This is a genomic window from Cupriavidus sp. USMAHM13 (assembly GCF_001854285.1).
GTDB lineage: Bacteria > Pseudomonadota > Gammaproteobacteria > Burkholderiales > Burkholderiaceae > Cupriavidus > Cupriavidus malaysiensis.
Window position 1 is genome coordinate 133585 of sequence record NZ_CP017752.1, and the last position, 25355, is coordinate 158939.

19 protein-coding genes are annotated in these 25355 nt (G+C 71.6%); 11 read left to right on the forward strand and 8 right to left on the reverse strand.

Annotated features, from left to right (window positions below; all coding sequences use genetic code 11):
• The first annotated feature begins 165 nt into the window (after nucleotides 1–165).
• Nucleotides 166–1542 (forward strand): amidase family protein, encoded by a 1377-nt coding sequence (locus tag BKK81_RS19055; protein WP_071016805.1) that lies wholly within the window; start codon nucleotides 166–168, stop codon nucleotides 1540–1542.
• A 28-nt stretch (nucleotides 1543–1570) separates the two neighbouring features.
• Here BKK81_RS19055 and BKK81_RS19060 read toward each other — a convergent pair whose 3' ends face one another.
• Nucleotides 1571–2155 carry a hypothetical protein gene (locus BKK81_RS19060; RefSeq protein WP_231908170.1) on the reverse strand — a complete coding sequence of 195 codons (585 nt, stop codon included), beginning with the start codon at nucleotides 2153–2155 and terminating at the stop codon, nucleotides 1571–1573.
• Nucleotides 2156–2343: 188 nt separating this feature from the next.
• Between BKK81_RS19060 and BKK81_RS19065 the strand changes: the two genes are divergently transcribed.
• The 7 genes from BKK81_RS19065 (at nucleotide 2344) to BKK81_RS19095 (ending at nucleotide 7904) form a co-directional block, all read left to right on the forward strand.
• Entirely contained in the window at nucleotides 2344–3267 is a 924-nt protein-coding gene (locus BKK81_RS19065) for a LysR substrate-binding domain-containing protein (RefSeq protein WP_071016807.1), read from the forward strand.
• Between the two features lie 308 nt (nucleotides 3268–3575).
• On the forward strand, nucleotides 3576–4088 hold the full coding sequence (locus BKK81_RS19070) for a DUF6622 family protein (protein WP_071016808.1): 513 nt from the start codon (nucleotides 3576–3578) through the stop codon (nucleotides 4086–4088).
• Between the two features lie 91 nt (nucleotides 4089–4179).
• Complete coding sequence (locus BKK81_RS19075) at nucleotides 4180–5142, forward strand: sterol desaturase family protein (protein WP_071016810.1); 963 nt, start codon at nucleotides 4180–4182, stop codon at nucleotides 5140–5142.
• Between the two features lie 4 nt (nucleotides 5143–5146).
• Nucleotides 5147–6346 (forward strand): sensor histidine kinase, encoded by a 1200-nt coding sequence (locus tag BKK81_RS19080; RefSeq protein WP_071016812.1) that lies wholly within the window; start codon nucleotides 5147–5149, stop codon nucleotides 6344–6346.
• A 7-nt stretch (nucleotides 6347–6353) separates the two neighbouring features.
• A complete protein-coding gene (locus BKK81_RS19085; protein ID WP_071016813.1) occupies nucleotides 6354–7163 on the forward strand; it encodes a LytR/AlgR family response regulator transcription factor in 810 nt (269 codons plus the stop codon).
• A gap of 71 nt (nucleotides 7164–7234) precedes the next feature.
• Entirely contained in the window at nucleotides 7235–7480 is a 246-nt protein-coding gene (locus tag BKK81_RS19090; protein ID WP_071016815.1) for an AbrB/MazE/SpoVT family DNA-binding domain-containing protein, read from the forward strand.
• Nucleotides 7467–7904: a PIN domain-containing protein gene (locus BKK81_RS19095; protein ID WP_071016816.1), complete on the forward strand. Its 438-nt coding sequence runs from the start codon at nucleotides 7467–7469 to the stop codon at nucleotides 7902–7904. The genes BKK81_RS19090 and BKK81_RS19095 overlap by 14 nt, the downstream gene beginning before the upstream one ends.
• 111 nt (nucleotides 7905–8015) lie before the next feature.
• Here BKK81_RS19095 and BKK81_RS19100 read toward each other — a convergent pair whose 3' ends face one another.
• The 3 genes from BKK81_RS19100 to BKK81_RS19110 are packed head-to-tail and all read right to left on the reverse strand — an operon-like array spanning nucleotide 8016 to nucleotide 13786.
• Complete coding sequence (locus BKK81_RS19100) at nucleotides 8016–11132, reverse strand: efflux RND transporter permease subunit (protein WP_071016818.1); 3117 nt, start codon at nucleotides 11130–11132, stop codon at nucleotides 8016–8018.
• Nucleotides 11133–11145: 13 nt separating this feature from the next.
• Nucleotides 11146–12423, reverse strand: a complete 1278-nt coding sequence (locus BKK81_RS19105) for an efflux RND transporter periplasmic adaptor subunit (protein ID WP_083384255.1) — start codon at nucleotides 12421–12423, stop codon at nucleotides 11146–11148.
• A complete protein-coding gene (locus tag BKK81_RS19110; RefSeq protein ID WP_231908263.1) occupies nucleotides 12407–13786 on the reverse strand; it encodes a TolC family protein in 1380 nt (459 codons plus the stop codon). Before BKK81_RS19110 ends, BKK81_RS19105 begins: the two co-directional genes overlap by 17 nt.
• 533 nt (nucleotides 13787–14319) lie before the next feature.
• On the opposite strand from BKK81_RS19110, the gene BKK81_RS19115 reads away from it, so the two are divergent.
• Complete coding sequence (locus tag BKK81_RS19115; protein ID WP_071016819.1) at nucleotides 14320–15084, forward strand: sulfite exporter TauE/SafE family protein; 765 nt, start codon at nucleotides 14320–14322, stop codon at nucleotides 15082–15084.
• A gap of 37 nt (nucleotides 15085–15121) precedes the next feature.
• On the opposite strand, the gene BKK81_RS19120 is transcribed toward BKK81_RS19115, so the two are convergent.
• Entirely contained in the window at nucleotides 15122–16573 is a 1452-nt protein-coding gene (locus BKK81_RS19120) for an aldehyde dehydrogenase (RefSeq protein WP_071016821.1), read from the reverse strand.
• Nucleotides 16574–16856: 283 nt separating this feature from the next.
• On the opposite strand from BKK81_RS19120, the gene BKK81_RS19125 reads away from it, so the two are divergent.
• A complete protein-coding gene (locus tag BKK81_RS19125) occupies nucleotides 16857–17864 on the forward strand; it encodes a helix-turn-helix domain-containing protein (protein ID WP_071016823.1) in 1008 nt (335 codons plus the stop codon).
• Between the two features lie 471 nt (nucleotides 17865–18335).
• A complete protein-coding gene (locus tag BKK81_RS19130; RefSeq protein ID WP_071016825.1) occupies nucleotides 18336–19676 on the forward strand; it encodes a collagen-like triple helix repeat-containing protein in 1341 nt (446 codons plus the stop codon).
• A gap of 81 nt (nucleotides 19677–19757) precedes the next feature.
• Here the strand turns inward: BKK81_RS19130 and BKK81_RS19135 are convergent, their stop codons facing one another.
• From BKK81_RS19135 to BKK81_RS19145, 3 genes are all read right to left on the reverse strand, one after another.
• Nucleotides 19758–20318, reverse strand: coding sequence for a DUF2867 domain-containing protein (locus BKK81_RS19135; RefSeq protein WP_071021818.1), 561 nt, complete (start codon nucleotides 20316–20318; stop codon nucleotides 19758–19760).
• Nucleotides 20319–20470: 152 nt separating this feature from the next.
• Complete coding sequence (locus tag BKK81_RS19140; RefSeq protein ID WP_071021821.1) at nucleotides 20471–21523, reverse strand: phytoene/squalene synthase family protein; 1053 nt, start codon at nucleotides 21521–21523, stop codon at nucleotides 20471–20473.
• Nucleotides 21524–21958: 435 nt separating this feature from the next.
• Complete coding sequence (locus BKK81_RS19145) at nucleotides 21959–25345, reverse strand: two-partner secretion domain-containing protein (RefSeq protein ID WP_071016827.1); 3387 nt, start codon at nucleotides 25343–25345, stop codon at nucleotides 21959–21961.
• Nucleotides 25346–25355 lie beyond the last annotated feature (10 nt).

Sequence of the window (25355 nt, forward strand, 5' to 3'; positions counted from 1 at the left end):
TTTCAGCGACCTTTCCGCGCGGTTACAGATGGCTTACTCGCTACCTAGGGATTTCCCCTGCACGTGGCGACCTGGCGCCGCGCATGCCCTGCTGGCGACGGGTGCGCGCCGCCTCGGCGCCACCGTAAGATGACGGCTTGCCAAGATCCCCGCGGAGGGAATGCCATGCAAGCAAACAGCGCCGGCCTGCCGGACCTGGCCCCCCTCGGGGCCGCGGAACTGGCCCGGGCCCTGGCCGCCGGGCACGTGAGCGCGCTCGCCGCCTGCGATGCCGCCATCGCCCGCATCGAGGCCGGCGACGGCGCCATCAATGCCGTGGTGGTGCGCGATTTCGAGCGTGCCCGCGCGCAGGCGCGCGCGGCCGACGCGGCGCTGGCGCGCGGCGAGCGCCGGCCGCTGCTGGGCGTGCCGATCACCGTCAAGGAATCGTTCGGGGTGGCGGGCCTGCCCAGCACCTGGGGCCTGGCCATCGCGCCACAGGCGCGCGTCACCGAAGACGCCGTCGCCGTGGCGCGCCTCAAGGCCGCCGGCGCCGTCCTCCTGGGCAAGACCAATGTGCCGGTGGTGCTGGCCGACTACCAGAGCCGCAACCCGGTCTACGGCCTCACCCGCCATCCGCACGACCCGTCGCGCACGCCGGGCGGCTCTTCCGGGGGTGCCGCGGCCGCGCTGGCGGCGGGCTTCGTGCCGCTCGAACTGGGCTCCGACATCGGCGGCTCGATCCGCGTGCCGGCGCACTTCTGCGGGGTGTGCGGCCACAAACCCAGCCACGGCCTGGTACCCACGCGCGGCCACGACTTTCCCGGCTACCCCAGCGCCCCCGACGTGCTGTCGGTGGCGGGTCCGCTGGCACGCCGGGTGACGGACCTGGAACTGGCGCTGGAGGTACTGGCCGGCCCCGACCGCGAGGCCGCGGCCGCCTACCGCCTGGCCTTGCCGCCGGCGCGCCGCGACGGCGACATGCGCGGCCTGCGCGTGCTGGCCCTGGATGCCCACCCGCTGGCACGCGCCAGCGCGGCCGTGCGTGGCGCGGTGGCCAGCGCCGCGGAGCGCCTCGCCACCGGCGGTGCCGAAGTGGCACGCCACAGCGAATGGCTGCCCGACCTGGCCGCGCTGCACGAGGACTACGCCCGGATCCTGTTCACCATCACCACGCGCGGCGGCCCGAACCCGCCGCCCTCCATCTCCGCGCACGAATGGCTGGGCCTGATGGACCGGCGCATGCAGTGGCAGAACCGCTGCCGACGGCTGTTCGAAGCCTTCGACGTGGTACTGATGCCACCGTTCGGCAGCGCCGCCTTCCCCCACATCGACAGCGTCGACTGGGACGCCACCACGCTGGACCTGGACGGCGAGCCCGCGCTCTACCGCGAGCAGCTCGCCTGGGCCGGGCTGGCCACCCTGCCCGGCCTGCCCGCGACCGTGGTGCCCGTGGCCACCGATGCGCAGGGCCTGCCGCTGGGGGTGCAGGTGGTGGGGCCGCTGCTGGAAGACCGCACGCCGCTGGCGGTGGCGCGCTGGCTGCAGGAAGCCGGCGCCTGACGCCTGGCGCGCGGCCGGCGCCCGCGCCTCACTCGGCGCAGGCCGGCGCGCACAGCGCCTTGCCGGTCTGCACGAAGAAGCCGTCGTAGATCTCCCGTTCGAGCACCGTCTTGGTACGGGAGTCGCCATTGCTGTCCCAGACCGTGCGCTCGAAGCGCGCCCGCACCAGGGTGGCACGGCCGCCGTGTCCGGCGCGCACCAGCACGATGGCGGCCAGCCGCTCGTGGTCGGGCTTGGCCGGGAGCATGCCGGCGCGCTGCTTGATGGCGCCGCGCAGCAGCTGGCGCCATTTCGGCAACAGGGTCTGGCTGCGGCCCGCTTCCACCAGCCCGGTTTCCTTGTCCACCGAGACCGGGGCGAAGCCCAGCGCGGTCAGGGCACCGGCCACGGCGTCGAGGGTCCGCTCCGGCGTGGCGCCGGTGAAAACGCGGTCGCGCAGACCCTGCAGGGTCTGCCGCTCGGCCTCGCTCAGGTCGACCTCGACCTGGCTGGAGCTGTAGCGCACCAGGTTGCCGCCGCTGCCGATCTGGCGTTCGTTGGCGGGTGGGTCGGCGCAGGCGGCCAGCAGGATGACGGCGGCCAGGCAGGCGCGCCGGCCTGCGCCGGCTGCCATGGTGCGCCACTTCGATGCCGCGGGCGCGGGAGACGGCGATATGATCCGCATCGGGATTGTCGGGGGCTGTCCAGACGCGCCATGATAGGGAGCCGCCCCGGCCGCCACAAACGAGTTTTCTTGACCGACGCTTTAGATTTGCTTCGCCATCCACTACCGCCAACCACAGGAACGACGAACCACGCCCAATGCGACGCCTGCCGCCACTGAACGCCCTGCGCAGCTTCGAAGCCGCCGGACGCCTGAACAGCCTGACCCTGGCCGCCGAGGAACTCCACGTCACGCAAAGCGCGGTGGCGCAGCAGATCCGCGTACTGGAAGCCTTCTTCGGCCAAAAGCTGTTCGAGCGCGATGGCCGCTCCTTGCGCCTGACCCAGCGCGCCCAGCACTACCACGTCGACGTGGCGAGCTGCATCGGACGCCTGGCCGAGGCCTCCGAGCAGATGTTCGACGCCCCCGACCGCCGCCAGGTGCGCGTCAACAGCTCGGTGTCGTTCGCGCATGGCTGGCTGCTGCCGCTGCTGGCGCGCTTCCACGCGGCACACCCGGGTATCGAGGTCCAGGTGGTGGCCACGCCCGACCGCGACAGCGAGCGCATCGAAGAAGGCTGCGACGTGGTGATCCGCCGCTACACGCCCGAACTGCGCCGCCAGGGCTTCGTCTCGCGGCCCCTGCTGGCCAATGCCGCGGTGCCGGTCTGCTCGCCGCATCACCCGGCCTTGCCGGACTGGCGCGCCCCGGCCGATCTGCGCCACGCGCCGCTGCTGCACTACGCCGGCATCGCGCGCGCCTGGCAGTACTGGTTCCACCAGGCCGGCGTGGCCGCCGGCGAGACCCTGCGCGGGCCTTTCTACGAGGAGTTCTTGCTGGTGGTCAAGGCCGCGCAGAGCGGGCTGGGTGTCTGCCTGGCACCGCGCGCGGTGGTGCAGGACGACATCGAACATGGCCGGCTGGTGGCGCTGTTCCCCGAGGTGCGCCTGGAAGGACCGCCCTACCACTGCCTGTACCGCGACGATGCCGGCGACCGCGCGCTGGGCGCCTTCACCGCGTGGCTGTTCCGTACCGCCCGCGAGCGGCACGGGCCGGCGCTCGACGGGCTCGCGGCGGACTGAGCCGGCGCCTGGGCAAGGCAGGACGCCAGGCCCGGCAGGCGCGGCAGGCGCGGCAGGCGCGGCAGGCGCGGCGCACGCAGGGTTGCCGATACAGCACGTTCTGGGCGGGCTTGCACAGCCTTGCCCGTTGGCGTTTCGTTGGCGTTTCGTCGCCGTTCTTCCGCATTTCACGACAACCGCCCGCATTCCGTCGCAGCGGCCGGGCGCCGTGGCGCCCGGCCGGCGATGATGCCGCATCGCCCCACCACGGCGCCCGCCACCAGGCCTCCCTTGCCCTGGGGAGCGCGCCGCCACCCCGGAGACATGCCATGCTGATCGCCATCCTGCAACACACGCCCGCCTGGGTCTGGCTGCTGCTCGCGGCCCTGGTCGCCTACGGCCTGGCCCAGACCACGCCGAAGCAGGTATCGGCCGCCCGCGCGATGGCGGCCCCGCTGGTGATGGCGGTGCTGTCCGGGAGCGGCCTGGCGGCGGCCTTTCCCCACCAGCCGCTGGCGCTGGCCGCCTGGGCCGCCAGCGCGGCGGCGGCCCTCGGCCTGGCGCGCGGGCTCGGCCTGTGGCGCGGCATGCGGCGGGCGCCGTCGGCACGCCACCTGTTGCTGCCGGGCAGCTGGCTGCCGCTGGCGCTGATCCTGTGCCTGTTCGCCATCCGCTTCGCCGCCGGCGTCGCCCTGGCGCGCGACCCGGCCCTGGCCCTGCGCAGCGACCTAGGGATTGTCTTCGCTTTCGCCTATGGTGGGGTCAGCGGTATCTTTCTGGCTCGCGGGCTGCAGGCCTGGAGGCTGATGCGCAGCGCGCTGCCGCAGGGCCTGCCGGGCTGAGCAGGCTGGGCGGGCCGGGCGGACGCCCAGCCCGCCACCGGCCATCCCGCCGCCACGGACCGCGCCCCCCCAACGAGACCAGCCGCCCACCATGCACGACCTGGACCGCTTCCTGCTCCATACGGCCGTTCCCGCCGTCTTCCTGCTCGCGCTGCTCGAGGCCATCGTGCTGTCGCGCCGGCAGCGCTACGACTGGCGCGCCTTCTGCGTCTCCACCTTCGACCTGGCGGCGCGGCTGGCGGTCGGCATCTTCCTGCCGCTGTCGATCGCGGCGCCGCTGGTGCACGCGGCCCACGCGCACCGCGTCGCCACGCTGCCCCTGGACAACTGGGCCGCCGTGCCGCTGCTCTTCCTCGGCCAGGAGTTCTGCTACTACTGGTATCACCGCGCCGCCCACCGCATGCGCTGGTTCTGGTGCAACCACGCGGTCCACCACTCGCCCAACGAACTCAACCTGTCGGCGGCCTTCCGCATCGGTGTGCTGGGCAAGGCCAGCGGCACCGCCCTGTTCTTCGTGCCGCTGGCCTGGCTGGGCTTTCCACTGGCCACCGTATTCGCCGTGCTGTCGCTCAACCTGCTCTACCAGTTCTGGCTCCACGCCACCTGGATTCCCCGCCTGGGCTGGCTGGAGGGCATCCTCAACACGCCCTCGGCGCACCGCGTGCACCATGCCTCCAACCTGGACTACCTCGACGCGAACTACGGCGGCGTGCTGGTGGTGTTCGACCGGCTCTTCGGCACCTACGTGCCGGAGCGCGCCGACCTGCCCTGCCGCTACGGCCTGGTGCACCCCATGACCAGCTACAACCCGCTGCACGTCGAGTTCGCCCAGTGGCGCGCGCTGCTGCGCGACCTGGCGGCAGCGCGCAGCCTGCGCGCCGTGCTGGGCTACCTGTTCCTGCCGCCGGGCTGGTCGCCCGACGGCCCGGGCGAGACCACGGAAGCGCTGCGCGCGCGGCGCGATGCCGGCGGCGCGGGTGCGGGCGCGATCGCGGGCAGCGGCCACACCGGAGCGGCGTTGCCGGCGACGGCACATGGCCCGAGCGGGAGCTGATGGCATGGCCGGCCTTCTCCAGCCCGCCACCTGGCGCATGCGGCTGCTGCGCGAGCTGGTCTTCTGCGCGGTCATCTCGCTGTCCTGCGCGCTGTTCTTCAGCACAATGTTCCGCGAGCCGTTCGCCACCAACCTGCTCTACGCGGCCTGCATCACCGCCACCATCCAGCTGCTGATCCGCGCCGGCCGCTTCGCCATCCTGCGCTGGTTCGAAGCGGGCCGCAGCGAAGTCGAGCTCGGCGCCGCGCGCGAGCGCAGCTGGCCGCACTGGAAGCTGATGCTGCCCTGGATCGTGCTGTCCGGGGTGCTCGGCTACGTCGGCGGCCATGCCATCGCCGCCTGGCTGAGCGGCGCCCAGGACCCGAGCCTGCTGGTCGAGGGCAACCCGCGCGCGCTGCTGCTGAGCCTGTGCGTGGTGCTGGCGCTGTCGCTCGGCATCACCTACTTCCACTACACGCGCGCACGCCTGGCGGCCACCGAGGCGCGCGCGCAGGCCGCGCAGCGCAGCGCCGCCGAGACCCAGCTGCGGCTGCTGCAGTCGCAGCTGGAGCCGCACATGCTGTTCAACACGCTGGCCAACCTGCGCGTGCTGATCGGCCAGGATCCGCAGCGCGCGCAGGACATGCTCAATCACGTGATCGCCTTCCTGCGCGCCACCCTCGACGCCTCGCGCGCCGGCACCCATCCGCTTGCCACGGAGTTCGCCCGCATCGGCGACTACCTGGCCCTGATGCAGATCCGCATGGGCGAGCGGCTTCGTGTCGAGACCGAGCTGCCGCCCGCGCTGGCGGCGCTGCCGGTGCCGCCGCTGCTGCTGCAGCCGCTGGTGGAGAACGCCATCAAGCACGGGCTCGAACCCGCCGTGGGCGGCGGCTGGATCCGCCTCGCCGCACACCGCGAGGATGACTGCCTGGTACTGACCGTGCGCGACACCGGCGTGGGGCTGGGCGCGCTGCCGCCCGACCCCGGCTGCTTCGGCACCGCGCAGGTACGGGAGCGCCTGGCCCACCTGTTCGGCGAGCGCGCGGCGCTGGAATTGCGCGCGGCCGATGATGGCGACGGCGGCACGCTGGCCATCGTGCGCCTGCCGCTGGCGGACACTGCCGCGCCGGACGGCCGCGCGGCCCGCCACCCTGGCCCTGCCGCGACCGCGCGCGCCACCGGCGCCGCCCACGCCACCCGCTCCCCTCACAACAGCCATTGACCCTTCGATGCACGCCACCGCCCTCATCGCCGAAGACGAAGCCCTGCTCGCCGCCGACCTGCGCGCACAATTGCTCCGGCTGTGGCCCGGGCTGGAGATCGTGGCGACCGTCGGCGACGGCGCCAGCGCGGCCGAGCGCGCGCTGGCGCTGCAGCCGGACCTGCTCTTCCTCGACATCCGCATGCCCGGCATGAGCGGCCTGGAAGCCGCGCAGGCGCTGGCCGAGGACTGGCCCGACGGCGGCCGGCCGTTCCCGCTGATCGTCTTCGTCACCGCCTACGACAACTACGCCCTGCCCGCCTTCGAGCACGCCGCCGCCGACTACGTGCTCAAGCCGGCCCAGCCCGAGCGGCTGGCCAAGACCTGCGCGCGCCTGCAGGCGGCGCTGGGACGGCGCGCGCAGGCGCAAGGCGCCGCCGCCTGGGAGGCGCCGCTGGACCAGCTGCGCGCGCTGCTGCAGGCCGGCGTGGCGCAGCCGCCCGCGCGGCCGGCCCCGCTGCAGGTGATCCAGGCCAGCGCCGGCAACACCATTTCCCTGGTGCCCGTCGACGAGGTCATCTATTTCGAAGCCGCCGACAAGTACGTGCGGGTGGTCACGGCCACGCACGAGCACCTGATCCGCATGACCTTGCGCGAGCTACAGCTGCGGCTGGATCCGGCCGTGTTCTGGCAGGTCCACCGCAGCACCATCGTGCGCTGCACCGCCATCGCCAGCGCGGTGCGCGACGACGCCGGCCGGCTCACGCTGCACCTGCGCGGCCATGGCGACACACTGAGCGTGAGCCGGCTGTACGCGGACCTGTTCCGCGCCATGTAGGCCCGCGCCGGCATGCGCCGGCGCCGGACTGGATATACAATTCCGGATGTATATCCAAGCAGGAGGTTGCAATGCAAGTCGCGAAGTGGGGTAACAGCCTCGCCGTGCGCCTGCCGGCAAGCGTGGTGGAAGCGCTGGAATTGCGCGAGGGCGACGATATCGAGATCGTGGTCGAGCATTCCCGCACCTTCGCCATCCGCAGGAAGCCGGGAACGGATGAACTGCTGCAGCGCCTGCGCCGATTCCGCGGCCGGCTCCCGGCCGACTTCAAGTTCAGCCGCGACGATGCCAACGAGCGGGGCGATGGGCGGGATTGAGTCCTCCCGCGCAGCGGGTCGCGGCAAGGCCGAAGGATTCCTTGACAGCAATGTCCTGCTCTACCTGCTGTCGGCCGATGCCGCCAAGGCCGACCGCGCCGAAGCGCTGCTGCGCAGCAGGCCGGTCATCAGCGTCCAGGTGCTGAACGAAGTCACCCACGTCTGCGTGCGCAAGCTCGGCATGCGCTGGGACGAAGTCGACGAGTTCCTAACGCTGGTCAAGAGCCTGTGCCGCATCGCGCCGTTGACCGTGGACATGCACGACCTGGCGCGGCGTCTCGCCGCGCGGTACGGCCTGGCGTTCTATGACGCCTGCATCGTGGCTTGTGCGTCGCTCGAGGGCTGCGAGACGCTCTACAGCGAAGCCATGCATCACGGCCCCGCCGTCGAGGGCGGGCCGGTGCTGGCGAACCCTTTCCTCTGAAGCCGCCGGCGGCATGCGCCGGAGGCGGTGCCCGGCCCTCCCCGGCCCCGATGGAAAAAGACCCGCCATCGCCCGGGGGCAATGGCGGGTCTCGCCGCGTCCGCGCCGCGCTTACTCGGGCAGCGCGCCCGACAGGCGGTTGTGTTCGCCCACTTCCTCATCCGGCCAGCTGCGGCCGACCATCCATTCGTAAAGCGTGGGCAGCACGATCAGCGTCAGCAGTGTGGCGGTGATCAGGCCGCCGATGATGACGATGGCCAGCGGACGCTGGGTCTCCGAACCGATGGCGCGCGAGATGGCCATCGGGAACAGGCCCAGCATGGCCAGCAGCGCGGTCATCAGGACCGTGCGCAGGCGGTCCATGGAGCCGGTCAGCACGGCCTGGCGGACCGGCATGCCTTCCTCGCGCAACTGGTTGAAGTAGGTCACCATCACCACGCCGTTGAGCACCGCCTGGCCGAACAGCGCGATGAAGCCGATGGCGGCCGACACCGACAGCGGAATGCCGGTCAGGAACAGCGCGAACACGCCGCCGATCAGGGCGAACGGGATGTTCGAGATGATCAGCGTGGCGCTCTTGAACGACTTGAAGGCGTTGAACAGCAGCAGGAAGATCAGCAGCACCGACAGCGGCACCACGATCGACAGCCGCGCCATGGCGCGCTCCTGGTTCTCGAACTCGCCCGACCAGTTGATCTTGACGTCGTCCGCCTTGACGTTCTTGGCCACCAGCGCCTGCATGTCCTTGACCACGCTGCCCATGTCGCGGTCGTGGATGAAGATGCCGATCGAGGTGGTGCGCTGGCCGTTCTCGCGGCTGATGTTCATCGCGCCGGAGGCGGCGCGGAAGCTCACCAGCTGCGACAGCGGCACCTGCGCGCCATCGGCCGTCTGCATGAAGATGTTGGGCAGGTTGGGCAGCTCGCGCTCGCCCGGCTTCAGGCGCACGGCCACGCTGAAGTGCTTCTCGCCCTCCCACAGCTCGGTCGCGGCCTTGCCGGCCAGCGCGGTCTCCATCAGGTCCTGCACGTCGGCCACGTTGATGCCGTAGCGCGCGGCCTGGGCGCGGTCGAAGTCGAGCACATACTGCGGCAGCTCGCCGTCGCGGTCGATGAAGGCACGCATCACGCCCCGGACCGACTGCACATTGGCCAGGATCTGGTCGGCCACCGCCTTGTTGTGCTCCAGGCTGTCGCTCTGCACCTTGATGACGATCTGGCCCTTGATCTGCGAGATGCTCTCCAGGATGTTGTCGCGCACCGGCTGCGAGAAATTGGGCTCGATGCCGGGCAGCCGGCGCAGGTTGCGGTTGATCTCGTTGATGATCTTGCGCTTGTCGTAGCCGGCGCGCCACAGCTTGTCCGGCTTGAGGTCGACCAGGATCTCGACGGTGTTGATCAGCTTCGGGTCGGTGCCGTCGTCGGGGCGGCCCACCTTGGAGATGGTGGAGTTGACCTCCGGCGTCTGCCGGATCACGCCGCGCAGCCGGCGCGCCTGGTCGCGCGCCTCGTCGAGCGAGACCGAGGCGGGCAGGTCGAAACTGACCCACATCGAGCCTTCGTCCAGCTCGGGCAGGAACTCGCTGCCGAGGAACTTGCCCACGCCGACGGTGGCCACCAGCAGGCCGACCGCGATGCCCACCACCGAGCGCTTGTGGTCCAGCGCCCAGGCCAGCATCGGTTCATAAAGCCCCTTGCAGAAGCGCACCACGAAGTTGTCGTCGTGGGCGATGTTCTTCTTCAGCAGCAGGTAGCACAGCAGCGGCACCACCGTCAGCGAGACGATCAGCGAGCCCACCAGCGCGCCCGTCACGGTGTAGGCCATGGGCGCGAAGATCTTGCCCTCGTGGCGCTGCAACGTGAAGATGGGAATATGGGCCGCGATGATGATGATCATCGAGAACACGGTCGGCCGGCCCACTTCGGTGGTGGCCTGCAGGATGGCGTGCATGCGCGCCTTGTTGTCCTGGATCTGCTGCTCCTTGAACTCGCCCAGGCGCTTGAAGATGTTCTCCACCACGATCACCGCGCCGTCGACGATGATGCCGAAGTCCATCGCGCCCAGCGACAGCAGGTTGGCGGGAATGCCGACCCAGGTCAAGCCGATGAAGGTCGACAGCAGCGCCAGCGGGATCACCAGCGCCACGATGGCGGCGGCGCGCACGTTGGCCAGGAACAGGTAGAGCACCGCCATCACCAGCAGCGCGCCTTCCACCAGGTTGCCGAACACCGTGTGCAGGGTCTTGTCGATCAGCGTGGAGCGATCGTAGTACGGCACGATCCTGACGCCGCGCGGCAGGATCTGGTCGTCGAGCAGGTCGATCTTCTTCTTCAGCGCTTCCAGCACCAGCGAGGGGTTCTCGCCCTTGCGCATCACCACGATGCCCGAGACGATGTCGTCCTCGTCGTCCTGGCCCATCAGGCCCTGCGGCGGCGCCGCGCCGATCTTCACCTCGGCGATGTCCTTGACCAGGATGGGCGTGCCGTTGTTCTCCGCCACCACCACGTTGGCGATATCCGCCGAGGTGCGGAAGCTGCCGAGCGAGCGCAGCAGGTACTGCTGGCGGCCGTGCGCGACGGCGCCGCCGCCGGCATTGGCGTTGCCACGCTGCAGCGCGGTGAAGAGCTGGGCCAGCGAGATCTTGTAATCGCGCATCTTGCCCAGGTTGGGGTTCACCTCGTACTGTTTGATGCTGCCGCCGATGGTGACCACGTCGGCCACGCCGGGCACCTGGCGCAGGTTCTTCTCCACCACCCAGTCCTGCAGCGTGCGCAGTTCCTGCGGCGTATAGCCCTTGCCGGCCAGGCGGAAGCGGAAGATCTCGCCGATCGCGGTGGACAGCGGCGCCAGGTCGGGATGCACGCCGTCCGGCAGGTCGACGCTGCGCAGGCGCTCGATCACCTGCTGGCGCGCGGTGACGTCGGTGGCGCGGTCGTTGAAGGTGACCATCAGGAAGGACAGCCCGAACTGCGTGTGCGAGAACACCCGCACCGAGTTAGGGGTGCCGGCCAGCGCGGTCTCGATCGGGATGGTGACCTGGCGCTCGACCTCCTCGGCGGCGCGGCCGGGATAGAGCGTGATGACGTTGACCTGGATGTCGGAGACGTCCGGGAAGGCTTCGATGGGCAGGTTCTTGAAGGCGGCCAGGCCGCCGCCGACGAAGATCAGCAGGCCGAGCCAGACGAACAGCTTCTGGTGCAGGGCGAAATTGACGATGCGCGAAATCATGGGGCGGCCGTCCTCAGTGCTTCGCGTCCGAGCCGGCGGCCGGCCGGCCCTGCTCCGCCGCGCGCGCGGCGTTGACCGCGGTGGCGTCGCGCAGGATGTCCTGCAGGTAGAGGTTGCCTTCGGTCACCACCACCTCGCCGTCCTTGAGGCCCTCGCGCACCTCGGTGATGCCGGGCAGCGACAGGCCGACGCGGATCTGGCGCCGCTCGAAGATATTCGGCGCGGTGCGCACGAACACATAGTTGCGGTTATCGGCCAGGAACACGGCCTTGGCGGGCACCGCGATGCCGTCGAAGGAGGCGGCGCGCAGCTTGGCGGTGACGAACATCTCCGCCTTCAGGCGGCGGTCCGGATTGGGCACGGCCAGGCGCACCTTGACGCTGCGCGCGGTGGGATCGACATAGTCGGCCACCTTGACCACCTTGCCGGTGAAGGTCTCGCCAGGGTAGGCGGCCGACACCAGCTTGACGTCGACACCGGGCTGGAACAGGCCGATGTCGGCCTCGGCGGCATCGAGCTGGGCCCACAGCGCGGTCGGGTCGGTCACCAGGAACAGCGGCGCGGCGGGGGGCTGGTCGGGGCGCAGTTCCATGCCGGGATTGATGTTGCGCTCCACCACCAGGCCCGCGATCGGGCTGCGCAGCGCGAAGCGCTGGTTGACCACGTCGGCGCCGGCCTGGCCGTACTGGCGCAGGGCCGCCTGGGTACGCTGCAGGTCGGCGGCGGCGCGCGCGGCGTCGGCCTGGCTCTGCTCCAGTTCCTTCTGGGCGACGATGCCGGCCTCGTAGAGTTCGCGCTGGCGCGTCAGCGCCTTGGCCGCCACCGCATGATCCGCGGCGGCCTTGCGCGCGTCGGCCTGGGCCGCGCCGAAATCCGGCGAGGTCAGCGTGGCGAGCGCCTCGCCGGCCTTCACGGTGGTACCGGGCTGGACCAGGATCCCGGTGACGCGGCCGGCGAAGGGAGAGGCCACGCGCACGGTGCGGTCCTCGTCCCAAACCAGGCGGCCGGGCAGGCTCACCACGCGTTCGCCGCCGCGCTTGACCGCCTCGCCGGCGATGCCGGGCAGGGCCTTGACGCTGGCCGGGAAGGTCACGGTGGCGCCGCTGACCTTGGGCTCATCGTCGGCCTTGGGCGCCTCGCCCTTGCCGCAGGCGGCCAGGGTCAGGGCCAGGGCTGCCAGCGACAGCGCGGCCAGCCGGGCGGCGGCGCTCGGCGCCGACGGCGGCAGCGGCTGGAGCCGAGGCTGGGGCTGGCGTTGGGACAGGGACTGCGGATCAAGGACGCGGCGCATCGGTACTGACCTGGGAATTCGTGGAAGGAAGGGCCTGGCTCGGCAGGCTGGCGGGGCTGGTGGTGCCGGCGGCCTCCGCCGGGGGCGTGCTGGAACGCTGCAGCGCGGCGCGATAGGCCGACAGCGCCTTGGCGAACTCGCTCTGCACGCCGACCGCGTCGAGGCGCGTCTGGCGCAGCGCGCGGCGCGCATCGAGCAGGTCGAGCACCCCGGAGGCGCCCTTGTTGTAGGCGAACTCGGCGCTGGCGGCCACGCTCTCGGCGGCCGGCAGCACCGCCTCGCGCATCTGGCGCAGCGACTGGCGCGCCGCCTCGACCTGGTCGTGCAGGCGCCCGATCTCGTTCTGCGCCTCGAGCAGCACGCGGTTGCGATCGTCGAGCGCGGCGTAGTAATCCACCTCGGCGCGGCGCGCCTCGCCGCCGAAGCTGTGGCGCACGAACAGCGGGATCGAGATGAACACGCCATAGCTGTTGCCGCTGCCGGTGGTATTCGTCTCGGACACCGGGTAGTGCTCGGCCTGGGCGCCGATGGTGACATCGGGCACGCGGCCGGCGCGGGCCAGGTCGCGCGCGGACGCGGCGGCGGCCAGGCGGGCCTCGGCCGCGGTGACGTCGGGGCGGCGTTCCAGGGTGTCGGGGGCGACCGCCGGCGCCGGTGCGTCCAGCGCGGGCCAGTCGGGCACCAGGCGATTGCTCTGCAGCGTGCCGGGCACGCCGATGGCCTGCGCCAGCATGGCCTTGTCGCGCAGGTGGTCGGCGCTGGCCTGGCGCAGGTCGGCCTGCGCGCGCAGCACGTCGAGCTGCAGCTTGGTCACGTCGGCGCGCGACACGTCGCCGGCCTTGAGGCGGGTCTCGTTGGCCTGCTGGGTGCGGCCGTACAGCGCCACCGTTTCCGTCAGCACGGCCACGCGCTCCTGGCTGGCCGCCGCATCGTAGAAGGCCTGCTCCACCGCCGTGGACTGCTGCGCGGTGACGGCCTGCAGCATCTCGCCGGCGGCGGCGCTGGCGCGCCGGGCGGTCTGCTCGCGCAGGCCGCCCTTGTTGGCGGTCTCGATGAGCTGGTCGATGCGGAAGGTGGAATCCACGGTCTTGCTGCGCGGGCCGCCGCTGCCGACCCCGAGGTGCGGGTTGATGTTGGCCATGCCCAGGCTCAAGACCGGATTGGGCCGCTGCGAAGCCACCTGGATATCGGCCTGGCTGGCTTCCTCGCCGCGGCGCGCCGCGATGATGTCGCGGTTGCAGCGCAAGGCGTCGAGCCTGGCCTGGGCCAGGGTCAGGGCGGCCTTGGCCGGCGGCGGCAGGCAGGGGCCGTCCGGCGGCAGGGGCCCGCTGCCCGCGTGCGCGCTGGCGGCGACGGCGATCAGGGCGGCGGAAGACGCACAAGTCAGGGAAAAACGCACGATCAGAAGGCTTGGGTTCGAATCAGAAGGTGGATGCGGGATCGCGCAAAACTAAAGAGATGTATGGCGCACTTCGCAGTGAATTTTCATCCAGCTGCCGCCATCCGCCGGCTACGCGATGGAATTCCGGCGGATTTCGCCAGAGTGGACTGCGCCCGACGGTCCCTGCGAGATTTAAACCGCAGATGATTACAAACAGCTTTCAAACTGACAAGGAAATACGTTGCCGCGTCGCATTCCCGCACCGGCCGCACCGGCCGCAGCACGGCCGCGTGCCTGTCATCCGGGTAGCAGGCATCACCCGGCATCAGCGCAGCGCTTGCCTGCAGCGGCTCCGGCGCAACAATGTTTTATGATTAAGACTTTGAATCCTGGATCCTGACCCAGGCCGAACGGCGCCCCTGCTCAGCGCGCGGCCCGGCGGCCCCGCCACCTCGCCGGGGCCATGTCGGTCCACTGCCCCCCCCCGCGCGCCCCCTCGCTTCGATCTCCCGACGATGTCCACCTATTCAATACTGCCCTTCCTCGCCCTCTTCACCCTCGGCGGCCTGCTCGGCGCGGTCGGCGGACTGTTCGGCATCGGCGGCGGGCTGATCGCCATCCCGGCGCTGGGGCTGCTGTACGGCATGGACCAGCAGCTGGCGCAGGGCACGGCGCTGGTGATGATCGCGCCCAATGTGCTGATCGGCTTCTGGCAGTACCGGCGGCGCGCCGAGATCCCGCTGCGTACCGCGCTGCTGCTGGGCATGTCGGCCGTGCTCGCCACCTACGCCGCGGCACGCCTGGCCACCGCGCTGGATGCCGCGCTGCTGCGCCGCATCTTCGCCGCCTTCCTGATCGGACTGGCGCTCTACTTCTGGTGGCGCCTGCTGCCGGGGCGCGCCGCCACGGCGCAGCGGGCGCGGCTGTCGCCGCGCTGGCTGCCGCTGGTCGGCGTGGTGGGCGGGGCCTTCTCCGGTTTCTTCAGCGTGGGCGGCGGCGTGGTGGCGGCCCCGGCCCTGGTGGGGCTGTTCGGCCAGCGCCAGGCCGCCGCGCAGGGGCTGGCGCTGGCCTTGGTCACGCCGGGCGCGCTGGTGGCGCTGGCCGCCTACGCGCACGCCGGCCAGGTCGACTGGGCGGCGGGCCTGCCGCTCTCGCTGGGCGGCATGCTGACCATCTCCTGGGGCGTCGCGCTGGCGCACCGGCTCCCCGAGCGGCGCCTGCGCGCGCTGTTCGCCATGTGCCTGCTGGCGATCGCGCTGGTGATGCTGGTGCGCGGCTGAGGCCGCCGCGCCGTGGCGGCCCCGAACGCACCGGACGTCAGAACGGGTAGTGGCGCGGCGCCGTCTGCACCGTCACCCAGCGCAGTTCGGTGAAGGCATCGATGCCGGCCTTGCCGCCGAAGCGGCCGTAGCCGGAATGCTTCATGCCGCCGAACGGCATCTGCGCTTCGTCATGCACGGTGGGGCCGTTGATATGGCAGATGCCCGCCTCGATGCGCGCCGCCACCTGCCAGGCGCGTGCGATATCGCGGCCGAACACGGCCGAGGAGAGGCCGAACTCGTTGTCGTTGGCCGTGGCGATGGCGGCCTCCACCCCCTTGACGCGCACCACCGCCTTGACCGGCGCGAAGGACTCCTCGCGGAAGATCCGCATCGACGGCGTGACATGGTCGAGCACGGTGGCCGGCATCAGCGTGCTGTCGGCCTTGCCGCCGCACACCAGCGTGGCGCCCTGCGCCAGCGCGTCGTCGATCAGGGCATTGCAGCGCTCCACCGTGGCCAGGTCCACCACCGAGCCCAGTACCACCGGGCCCTGGCGCGGGTCGCCCAGCGGCAGGCTGCGCGCCTTGGCGGCGAACCTGGCGACAAACTCGTCGGCCACCGCCTCATCGACCACGATGCGCTCGGTGGACATGCAGATCTGCCCGGAATTGGCGAAGGCGCCGAAGGCCGCCGCGGCCACCGCGGCATCGAGGTCGGCGTCGTCGAGGATCACCATCGGCGCCTTGCCGCCCAGTTCCAGCACGACCGGCTTCAAGTACTTGGCGCAGGTCTGCGCGATCAGCCGGCCCACGCGCGTGGAGCCGGTGAAGTTGACGCGGCGCAGCGCCGGGTGGGCCACCATGGCCTCGACCACGGCGCCGGCGTCGGCCGGCGCGTTGGTGACGAAGTTGACCACGCCGGGCGGCAGGCCCGCCTCCTGCAGCGCTTCGATGATCAGCCCGTGGGTGGCCGGGCACAGCTCCGAGCCTTTCAGCACCACGGTATTGCCGCAGGCCAGCGGGGTGGCGATGGCGCGCACGGCGAGGATCACCGGCGCGTTCCACGGCGCGATGCCGAGGACCACGCCGGCCGGCTGGCGCACTGCCATGGCCAGGCTGCCGGGCACGTCGGAGGGAATCACCTCGCCGGCGATCTGCGTGGTCAGGGCGGCGGCCTCCAGCAGCATGCCGGCGGCCAGGTGCACATTGAAGCCGGCCCAGATGGCGGACGCGCCGGTCTCGGCCGCCATGGCGGCGGTGAAGTCCTCGGCGCGCGCTTCCAGCGCCTTGGCGGCGCGCATCAGCAGCGCGCGCCGCTCGCCCGGGCCCAGCGCGGCCCAGGCCGGGAACGCCTGCGCGGCAGCCTCGACCGCCGCCACCGCGTCCTCGGGCGTGGCGGCGGGCGCGCGCGTGGCCACGCTCTGGTCGAGCGGATTGCGCCGCGCGAAGGTGGCGCCGTTGGCGGCCGCGCGCATGGCGCCGCCGATCAGCATCTGGATATCCTGCATGGCTGTCCTCGTCTCCTGGTTCGTGATGGCGCCGTGAAGGCGGCGCGACGCTGCGCCGGCCCTGGCCGGCGGTGCCGTGCCACGCAGGCGATGGTAGGCAAGGCCGGCGCGCGCCGCTGTGCCGGGCGTGCACTTCGGGCTGTGCGCGGCGTGCAAGCCGGCCGGGGTTAACCCCGAGCGGGCCGCCGCGGCCGGTGCGCGGGGCAGCCCTATAATGCAGCGGATCCGGCCATGGCCGGACGCACGGCAGCCCCCGCGAACGCCACCACGAACGCCCATCCTCATGCAGACCGTCACCACCCTGACCACCGAACCGCTCGCCCCGCGCGAGCGCGCTGCGGCGTGGCGGCAGTGGATGCACGAGCATTTCGGCGGGCTGCAGTCGGATCTCTACGGCGCTGGCGAAAGCACCGATCACGCTGATCGCACAGATAGCGCGGGCTTCCGCGGCAGCCTGTGCGCCTGCCACGCCGGCGGCGTGATCCTCACGCGCCTGCGCGCCGACCGCCACCGCGTGCTGCGCAGCCGCGCCCTGGCCCGCCAGAGCGAGCAGCCTTACCTGAAGATCGTGGCGCCCGCGCTTGGCGTGGCCGAGGTCGAGCAGGCCGGACGCACCGCGCAGGTGGGCGCCGGCGCCTGGGCCATCTATGACACCACGGCGCCCTACGCCGTCTCGAACCCGCTCGCGTGCGAACACCTGGTCGTGATGGTGCCCAAGGAACGCATCGCCGCCTCTGGCCTGCGCCTCGACGCGCTGATGGCGCGCCAGGTCGGCGGCGCGGCCGGGATCTCGCGCGTGGCGCTCGAATCGATGCGCCACACCTTCCGCGAGCTGCCGCACATGAGCGATGCGGCCGCACACGGCGCCGGCGAAATGCTGCTGCAACTGGTGCAGCTGTCGCTGCTGGAACTGCAGGGCGTGGAGAGCGCGCCCAGCCAGCGCGCGCTGCTGCTGGACCGCATCCGCCAGGCCATCGGCGCGCACCTGCGCGACCCGGGTTTCACCCCGGAGCGGCTGGCGCAGCTGCTGAACTGCAGCCGCCGCCACCTGTACAACGCCTTCTCCGGCAGCGGCGAGACGCCCGCCGAGCGCATCCAGCGCCAGCGCCTGGAAGGCTGCATGCGCGACCTGCGCGCGCCGCAGCTGGCGGGCCGCTCGATCACCGAGATCGCGCTGTCCTGGGGCTTCGGCAACCTGTCGCACTTCAGCCGCGCCTTCCGCGCGCACACCGGCCTGAGCCCCAGTGAATACCGCGAACATCGCGGGAGTCCCGGGCAGGCGCGGCCCTGAAGCCCAGGCCGCCGCGCCGGAGACATCAAGACATCAGGATTTCAGGGCATCAAGGCGACAGCGCGATGGCGCTCAGGTGCGTGCCGAGCGCGATGGCGCCGGCGCCGCTCGCAGCCGTCAGCGCGCCCCGGCATTGTCAAGTGCGGGCGGGAACGGAAGCGCCGCAGCGCCGCCAGCCGGCCGGCCGAGCCGCCACGTGACGAAGGCTCCGCTGGACAGGGGAGATAACGGACAGCATGGCGGACGGCGTTACGGGCGCGTTACGGACACCGTAACGCGGGAAGCGCCCTGAACGGGCTCCGGCGACGGCCCGTGCCAATCCCCGCCTCCACCCGCGGATCCTTGCGCCACAAGGGATTGTGGGCAATCGAAGGCAGCGCGGCCGGCGCCGCGCGACAGCCCGAGGCCACGGGCACGCCAATTGCAGTCCGACCTCTCCGAGTCAAACAACGATCTTAGAGGGGAATTACCGTGCGCAATCCGCATCTCCTGCTCGGCATCACTGTCGGCACCCTGGTCCTGCTCGGCGGCTGCGCCAACGGCAGTGACGGCGCCATGGGCGCAACCGGCCCGGCCGGCACGGCGGGCACCGCCGGCAGCCAGGGCACTACCGGCGCCACCGGCAACGCAGGCCCGCAAGGCACCACCGGGGCCACCGGCAACAATGGCAGCAATGGCACCACCGGTGCCTCGGGCGCGACCGGCACCACCGGCACCACCGGCACCACGGGTTCGACCGGAGCGACCGGACCGTCGGGCAGCACCGGCGGGACCGGCGCCACCGGTGGCACCGGCGCGACGGGTGGCAGCGGCGCCACCGGACCGACCGGCGCCACGGGGTCCACCGGCGCCACCGGCCCCTCCGGGCCATCGGGCACGACCGGGTCCACCGGGTCCACCGGCACGACCGGATCCACTGGCTCCACCGGCGCCACGGGCGCCACCGGCCCCTCGGCGCTCAACCAGCTCGGCACCACCATCGGCGGCGTCGGCAGCGCGGTCAGCAACCTGGGCCAGGGCGCGCTGGCGCCGGTCACCCAGCCGGTGGGTTCGGTGGTCAGCCAGGTCGGCGGCCTGGTCGGCAACCTGAGCCCGCAGTCCGTGACCGCCCCGGTCACCCAGCTGACCACCACGGTCGGCAAGGCTATCGAGCCCCTCACCTCCGCGCTGGTCAGCACCACCCAGACCCTGGGCCAGGCCACCGGACTGGGTGCGCCGGTCAACAACCTGCTCACCACCGTGGGCGGCGCGGTCGGCCAGGTCGGCAACCAGCTCACCCAGACCAATGCACCGATCGTCTCCACCCTGGGCGGTGTCGTCAGCACCACCGGCGCCACGGTGGCATCGCTCGGCGGCCTGCTCAATGCGCCCACCGGCGGCACCGGTGGTACAGGCGGCACCGGCAGCAATCCCCTGGCACCGGTCACCAGCCTGCTCGGCAGCCTCGGCGGCACGCTCGGCGGGAGCAGCGGCAGCAGCAGCGGTCCGCTGGCGCCGGTCACCAACCTGCTGGGAGGCCTGACCGGCGGACTGCAGAACGGCGGCAGCAGCAGCGGCAGCAATCCGCTCGCCCCCGTCACCAACCTGCTCAGCGGGGTGGCCGGCGGCAGCGGCGCCGGCAGCGGTAGCGGCGGCGGCACCAACAGTCCCGCCAACCTGCTGGCGCCGGTCACCAACCTGGTCGGCGGCCTGACCAGCGGCCTGAGCGGCAGCGGCAGCGGCAGCAGTGGCAGCAGCAGTGGCTCGACCGCCAGCCCGCTGGCGCCGGTCACCAACCTGCTGGGCGGCCTGACCGGCCAGAAGAAGAACTGAGAGAACTGAGGCACGGCAGCGAGGCCGCGCCGGTGCCCCGCGGGGATGCCGGCGCGGCCTTCCCCGCCCGCCTGCCCCGTTTCAGCCGGCGCGCCCGCGCCGCGCCACCTCGCTCTCGGCATGCTGCCGCACGCGCGCCAGCATGCGGCGCCGGATCATCCCGCTGACCGGCCGGATCAGGTACCAGTACGGCGCGAACTGACGCCGCACCGCCGCCGTCGGACAGAACACACGCGTCTCGGTACGCAGCACCGTGCGCCCGGCGGCGTCGCTGCCGGTGTCGAAGCACATCACCAGGCTGCACACATCGTTGCGGCCGTGCATGCGGAACTGCTCGGGCGAGCGGATCTCCACCAGGCCGTAGTCGGGGCGCCAGAACGCCCCCGTCAGGCCGAAGGCGAGCCCGCGGTCACCGTCGCGACCGAGAAAGGTGAAATCGTCCAGGTCGAGCGGCTGCCGCTGCGACAGCCCGAACAGCCGCGTCGGCAGTTCGCGCAGGCGGATGGCCGTGCGGATGAAGGGATCGTCCTGGGCGCGCTGGCGCGCGGCATGGTCCAGCACGATGCCTGCCGGCGCGTCGATGGTGATGGCGTGGCGCTCGTGGAAATCGAAACGGGGCAGGAACTGATCGAGCAGGGTCATGGCGCGGCGCACTCCGGCGTGCATCAACGGACAGGGCGACACTATGCCATGCCGCCGCGCCGCGCCCGATCTGGTGTGAACGTCCCGGCACCGGCATGGCGGGCGCCCCCCGGAGAACCCTGTCGGCGCCGGCCCGGAAAGCGGCGCGCCGCTCAGTCGTCCAGCTGCGCTTCGATGCGGGCCGTCAGGCGGGAAAACCAGAGGCGCAGGGCCGGATCCAGCGGCGCCAGCGGCAGCGAGCAGGCGAGGATGCGGTAGACGCCGCTGCGCGGCAGCTTGGATGCACTGGCCGGATCCAGCCAGGCCGGATTGGCGGCCAGCAGCTCCAGGGTCTCCAGTCCGATCAGGATAGGCCACAGGCAGGCCAGGCGCAGACGCAGCGCGGTGGCGGGAATGGCCAGCGTGTAGTCGATCGCTGCGCGGAAATGCGCCAGCGCGGTACGCAGCAGCTCCTGCAGCAAGGGCCGGGCTTGCCGCGACGCCTCCGGCTGCAGCAGGTCCTGCGGCTGCAGGCCGCAGCGCGCCAGCATCGGCTGCGGCAGGTAGCAGCGCCCGATGCGCAGGTCCTTGCCGCAGTCGCGCAGCACGTTGACGAGCTGCAGCGCCTTGCCGAAGCGCACACCGCGCGCCAGCATGACGGCCGGTTCGTCCTTGAGCGTGCCGGGCAGGTGAGCGTACGTCATCCGGGTCCAGAACTCCCCCACGCAACCGGCCACCAGGTAAGTGTAGGTATCGAGTTCCGCCGCTGCCTGCAGCGCGACGATGCGGCCCGAGCGCTCGTCGGGAAAGGTGCGCAGGTCGAATTCCATGCCCTCGGTGAGTGTGGACACGATCCCGCGCACGGCCTGACGGTCGTCGGCATCGAGCTGCGCCAGCACGTCCAATGCGGGTCCCAGCGATTCCAGCAGGACGCGCTCGTCCGACTGCGCCTGCTGGGCGCCGACTTCCTCGGCCAGGCGCCGCACCAGCGTGCCGTCGTCGGCGGCGCCGTTGACCCGCTCGCGCAGCGACAACAGCAGGGCCAGCCGTTGCTCCGGCGGAATCAGCGAGGTGTCGGCGATGGTATCGGCGGCCCGCGCCAGCAGGTAGGCCAGGCCGACCGGATCGCGCATGCCATGCGGCAGGACGCGCAGCGTCAGGTAGAAGGAGCGCGAGACGCCCTTCAGGAGCGGACCGAGCAGGAAGGCCCGGGAAGAATCGGACATGGCGGGAGATGCGGAATGGAGCGACAAGGCCGCGCTGCGGGAGGAGCGCAGCGCGCGCAGCCGCATTGTATCTTCCTGCGCTCCACACGCTGCCCGGAAAGAAGCGGGCGGCCCGACTTGCGGGCTCCCGGCTGTGGGTGATCGAAGGGAAATAGGCGAACGGGGCGGCCTGGAGCGGCGGCCCCGTTCGTGCGTGGCGCGGGCAGGCCTCGATGCGAGCGGCTTACGCCGCGACGAAGCCTGCCGCGACCACAAGGTGAAAGGGCGAAAGGACGAAAGGACGAATGGACGAAATGGCCCAGGGAAAGAGGCCGGCCGGAGCGGCGCGCGCGATGCGATTCGCCCGCCTCCGCTCCAGCCGGGCAACGTGCCCGAAGGCGACGGCCGCCAGTCCCGCTCAGGCCGTCACCCTGCGTCCGGCACGCCGGATGCCGGTCAGTCGCGGATGCTGCCGTAGTTGACGCCGGCAAGCGGCATCCACGCGGCATTGCCGCTCGAGCTGCTGCTCTTCACGAGGCCGAAGTTCAAGCCAACGAGCGTGCCATATTGCTGGGCGTAAGCCGGCACCTGCGCGACGCGGGTCGTCGTCGTCGAGCGCTCGATCGTGCCGAAATTCGCGCCCGCCAGGCCACCCAGCCGTGCGTAGTAGCCACCGGAAACCGTGCCGGCCGACGAAGACGATGCGATCGCCCCGCCGTTGAAGCCGACCAGGCCGCCGACTTGGCTGCTGTGGCTTCCGCTCGCCGAACCGGTCGAGCTGGACTTCTCCACCGATGCGCCCATGTAGTTCTCACCGATCAGACCGCCGACATAGGCGCGCTGGTCGCCCGCGACGTCACCGGATGCGCTCGACGACGACACGCGGCCGGCGTTCAAGCCGACCAGGCCGCCGACCTTGCCCGAGCCCACCACGGTGACCGAGCCCTTCGCATCGGAGCCGAGCACCGAACCCGTGTTGCGGCCGACGAGCCCGCCGGCGACGCTGTCAAACATGGCCAGGACCTTGCCCGACGCAGTTGATCCGTCGACGGTGCCGCTATTGGTCGCCGCGAGGCCGCCGATGACGCTCTCGAAATCGCCGGTGACCGAACCCGTCGACGCCGATGCCTTCACGGTGCCCGCATTGGCACCGACCAGCCCGCCGGCCCGCGACATCATGCCGGCCATCACGCTGGCCTGCGACGACGACGCGCGGATCGCGCCGTCGTTCACGCCGACCAGACCGCCCGCCGTCGCGAAGTCACCCCCGACCACCTCGCCGCCAGCCGACGACGCGAGCACTTCGCCGCTCGCCGCATTGCGGCCGACCAGCCCGCCTGCGATGCCGCCCCTGCCCACCATGACGTTGCCGCTTGCGCTCGACGCGTCGACCTTGCCGGCGTTATGCCCGACCAGGCCCCCGGCCACGCCGGCAGCACCGGCCTCCACGGTGACGCTGGACGTCAACTCGCGCAGGCTCGCGAAATTGGCACCGACGAGGCCGCCGACGTTCGACGCACCGGCCGTCACCCTGCCGGCTGCCGTCGATGCGTGGATGACGCCGCGATTCTCACCGGCCAGGCCGCCCACGCGAGCCATGTCGCCAGCTTTCACGAGCCCGTTGAACCCGGACGCATCCACCCGTCCGGCATTGTGGCCGACGAGACCGCCCACGGTCGCAATGTGCCTGGCCTCCACGTCCGCGAAGCCCGTCGATCCCTTGACCACGCCGCCGGCGTTGCTGCCGACCAGTCCACCGATGCGGCCGCCGGCGCCGAGCGCTGCCACGGTGCCCGTGACCGTCGACGCATCGACGACACCACGGTTTTCCCCGACCAGCCCGCCTGCGTTGCCGGTCGAGTAACTGACGACCTGCACGTCGGCACGGCTGTTGCGGATCATCGCGTCGTCGGAGCCCGGCGCCATGAACGAGATATTCTCACCGACCAGGCCTCCGACGGCCTGCGCATCCCTGCCACCGACGACGCGCCCCATCACGGCTGCGCGCTCGATCGATCCACCCCAGTTGCTGCCGACGAGCCCGCCGACGAAGGTGCGCCCCTCGCCTCCCACATAGACGTTCGTCGCCTTCACATCCGAGATGGTGCCAGTGTTGTAGCCGGCCAGCGTGCCGACGCTGGCCGGCGACCAGCCGTACGGCACGACAGCTTGAGCCGACACCTTGTCCAGACCGAGGTTGGCGATATGGCCGGAGTTGACGGCGAAGAGACCGACGGCATTGCTGCCCTGATTGGAAACCGACAGATCGCTGATGGTGTTGCCAAGTCCATCGAACACGCCGTCGAAGGCGCCGCGCGCGCCGATGCTCCGGAACGCCGCGCCCTTGCCGTCGACCGCGTTGCCCAGCACGTAGCGTCCCTTCAGGTCACGGTCCACGTTGCGCAGGTCCGCCACGTCGTGGATCACCTGGTAGGCGTCACCGTTCGCCGAGAACGAGGCATTGCGGCCCGACAGCGTCACCGATGCCTTGTCCTGCGTGAAGCGGTGGCCCTGCGCCGAGTTCAGCGCCAGCGCGGCCTGCTCGCCCGTCAGCGCCAGCTTGTCGTCCACGCGGATGCCGCCGGCCGCGTTCACCGCCACGCCCGCCTTCGCCCCGCTCGCCGTCAGCGCCTGCTGCAGCGCCACGTCGCCCTGCTGCGACGTCAGCGTCAGCGCGTGGTCGCTCGACCAGTTCACCGCGCCGTTCACCGACAGGTCGCCCGATGTGTTGGTCAGCGCCACATTGCTCGTGCCCAGCGCACGCGACAGCGTCTGCGCGCCGATCGCGCTGTCCGCGCCCTCGACGTTCGCGTTCGCCGACTCGATCGTCCACGTGCCGGTGCGGCCCGCGGCACTGCGCGTATCGACCTGCGCATCGTCCGCCACCTGCACGCGCTCGCCGCGCGTCGCCACCGTGCCGCCGGCCGCGTTCAGCTTGCCGCCGACCTTCACCAGGCCGCCGTCCAGCACGATCTTGCCGTCACGCGCGCTCAGGCCCTGCGCTTCGATGGTGCCGCTGTTGTTCACCACCGCGTTCAGCAGGCCGTTGGCCGCGCGCGCCGTCATCAGCACCTCGCCGCCGTCCGCCTTCAGCAGGCCGCCGTTGCTGGCCTGCGCGTCCATCGCGCCGCCTTCCACCTGCAGGTTCAGCAGGCCCTTGCCGTCGAAGTTCACGTGGAACGCCTCACCCGCGCCCAGCGCCACGCGGCCCGCCTGCGCCCGGATCACGCCCGTGTTCGACACGCGCGCGCCCAGCAGCGCCACGCTGCCGCCTTCGGCCGCCGTGATCGTGCCGGCGTTCTCCACCGACTGGCCCGAGGCACCCGCGAAGCGGTAGTTGCCCGCCAGGAAATCCGCATCCGAGATGTTCTTCGTCGACGCCACCAGGCCGCCCACGTTCACCTGCGAACCCGCGCCGAACACCACGCCGTTCGGGTTGACCAGGAACACCTTGCCGTTGGCGTCGATCTGCCCCTGGATCTGGCTGCCGTTGTTGCCGATCACGCGGTTCAGCGCGATCGACTGGTTGGTCGGCTGGTGGAACGCCACGCGCTCACCGCCGCCCACGCTGAAGTCCTGCCAGTTGGTGACCAGGCGGTCGGTCTGCTGCTGGATCGACATCGACTTGCCGTCCGCCGAGCGCGAGATGTCCGCCTGCCCCGACACGATGGCTTCCCCGGTCGGCAGCGCGAAGGCCGGCAGCGCCGCCAGCCCCAGCAGCGACAGGGAGGCGGCCGCGAGCCGCTTGCCGCCGCCCGACTTGCCATGCCGGCGCGCGGTTTCCCCGACCACCGCCCAGGTACCCTGGGCGTCGTTCCACACCAATGCGTAGGTCTTGTTCATGCTGGTTTCC

Bases quoted from the DNA above. Each gene is read 5' to 3' on its own strand.
- BKK81_RS19055 (WP_071016805.1), top strand. From the start codon at position 166: ATGCAAGCAAACAGCGCCGGCCTGCCGGACCTGGCCCCCCTCGGGGCC.
- BKK81_RS19060 (WP_231908170.1), bottom strand. From the start codon at position 2,155: ATGGCAGCCGGCGCAGGCCGGCGCGCCTGCCTGGCCGCCGTCATCCTG.
- BKK81_RS19065 (WP_071016807.1), top strand. From the start codon at position 2,344: ATGCGACGCCTGCCGCCACTGAACGCCCTGCGCAGCTTCGAAGCCGCC.
- BKK81_RS19070 (WP_071016808.1), top strand. From the start codon at position 3,576: ATGCTGATCGCCATCCTGCAACACACGCCCGCCTGGGTCTGGCTGCTG.
- BKK81_RS19075 (WP_071016810.1), top strand. From the start codon at position 4,180: ATGCACGACCTGGACCGCTTCCTGCTCCATACGGCCGTTCCCGCCGTC.
- BKK81_RS19080 (WP_071016812.1), top strand. From the start codon at position 5,147: ATGGCCGGCCTTCTCCAGCCCGCCACCTGGCGCATGCGGCTGCTGCGC.
- BKK81_RS19085 (WP_071016813.1), top strand. From the start codon at position 6,354: ATGCACGCCACCGCCCTCATCGCCGAAGACGAAGCCCTGCTCGCCGCC.
- BKK81_RS19090 (WP_071016815.1), top strand. From the start codon at position 7,235: ATGCAAGTCGCGAAGTGGGGTAACAGCCTCGCCGTGCGCCTGCCGGCA.
- BKK81_RS19095 (WP_071016816.1), top strand. From the start codon at position 7,467: ATGGGCGGGATTGAGTCCTCCCGCGCAGCGGGTCGCGGCAAGGCCGAA.
- BKK81_RS19100 (WP_071016818.1), bottom strand. From the start codon at position 11,132: ATGATTTCGCGCATCGTCAATTTCGCCCTGCACCAGAAGCTGTTCGTC.
- BKK81_RS19105 (WP_083384255.1), bottom strand. From the start codon at position 12,423: ATGCGCCGCGTCCTTGATCCGCAGTCCCTGTCCCAACGCCAGCCCCAG.
- BKK81_RS19115 (WP_071016819.1), top strand. From the start codon at position 14,320: ATGTCCACCTATTCAATACTGCCCTTCCTCGCCCTCTTCACCCTCGGC.
- BKK81_RS19120 (WP_071016821.1), bottom strand. From the start codon at position 16,573: ATGCAGGATATCCAGATGCTGATCGGCGGCGCCATGCGCGCGGCCGCC.
- BKK81_RS19125 (WP_071016823.1), top strand. From the start codon at position 16,857: ATGCAGACCGTCACCACCCTGACCACCGAACCGCTCGCCCCGCGCGAG.
- BKK81_RS19135 (WP_071021818.1), bottom strand. From the start codon at position 20,318: ATGACCCTGCTCGATCAGTTCCTGCCCCGTTTCGATTTCCACGAGCGC.
- BKK81_RS19140 (WP_071021821.1), bottom strand. From the start codon at position 21,523: ATGTCCGATTCTTCCCGGGCCTTCCTGCTCGGTCCGCTCCTGAAGGGC.
- BKK81_RS19145 (WP_071016827.1), bottom strand. From the start codon at position 25,345: ATGAACAAGACCTACGCATTGGTGTGGAACGACGCCCAGGGTACCTGG.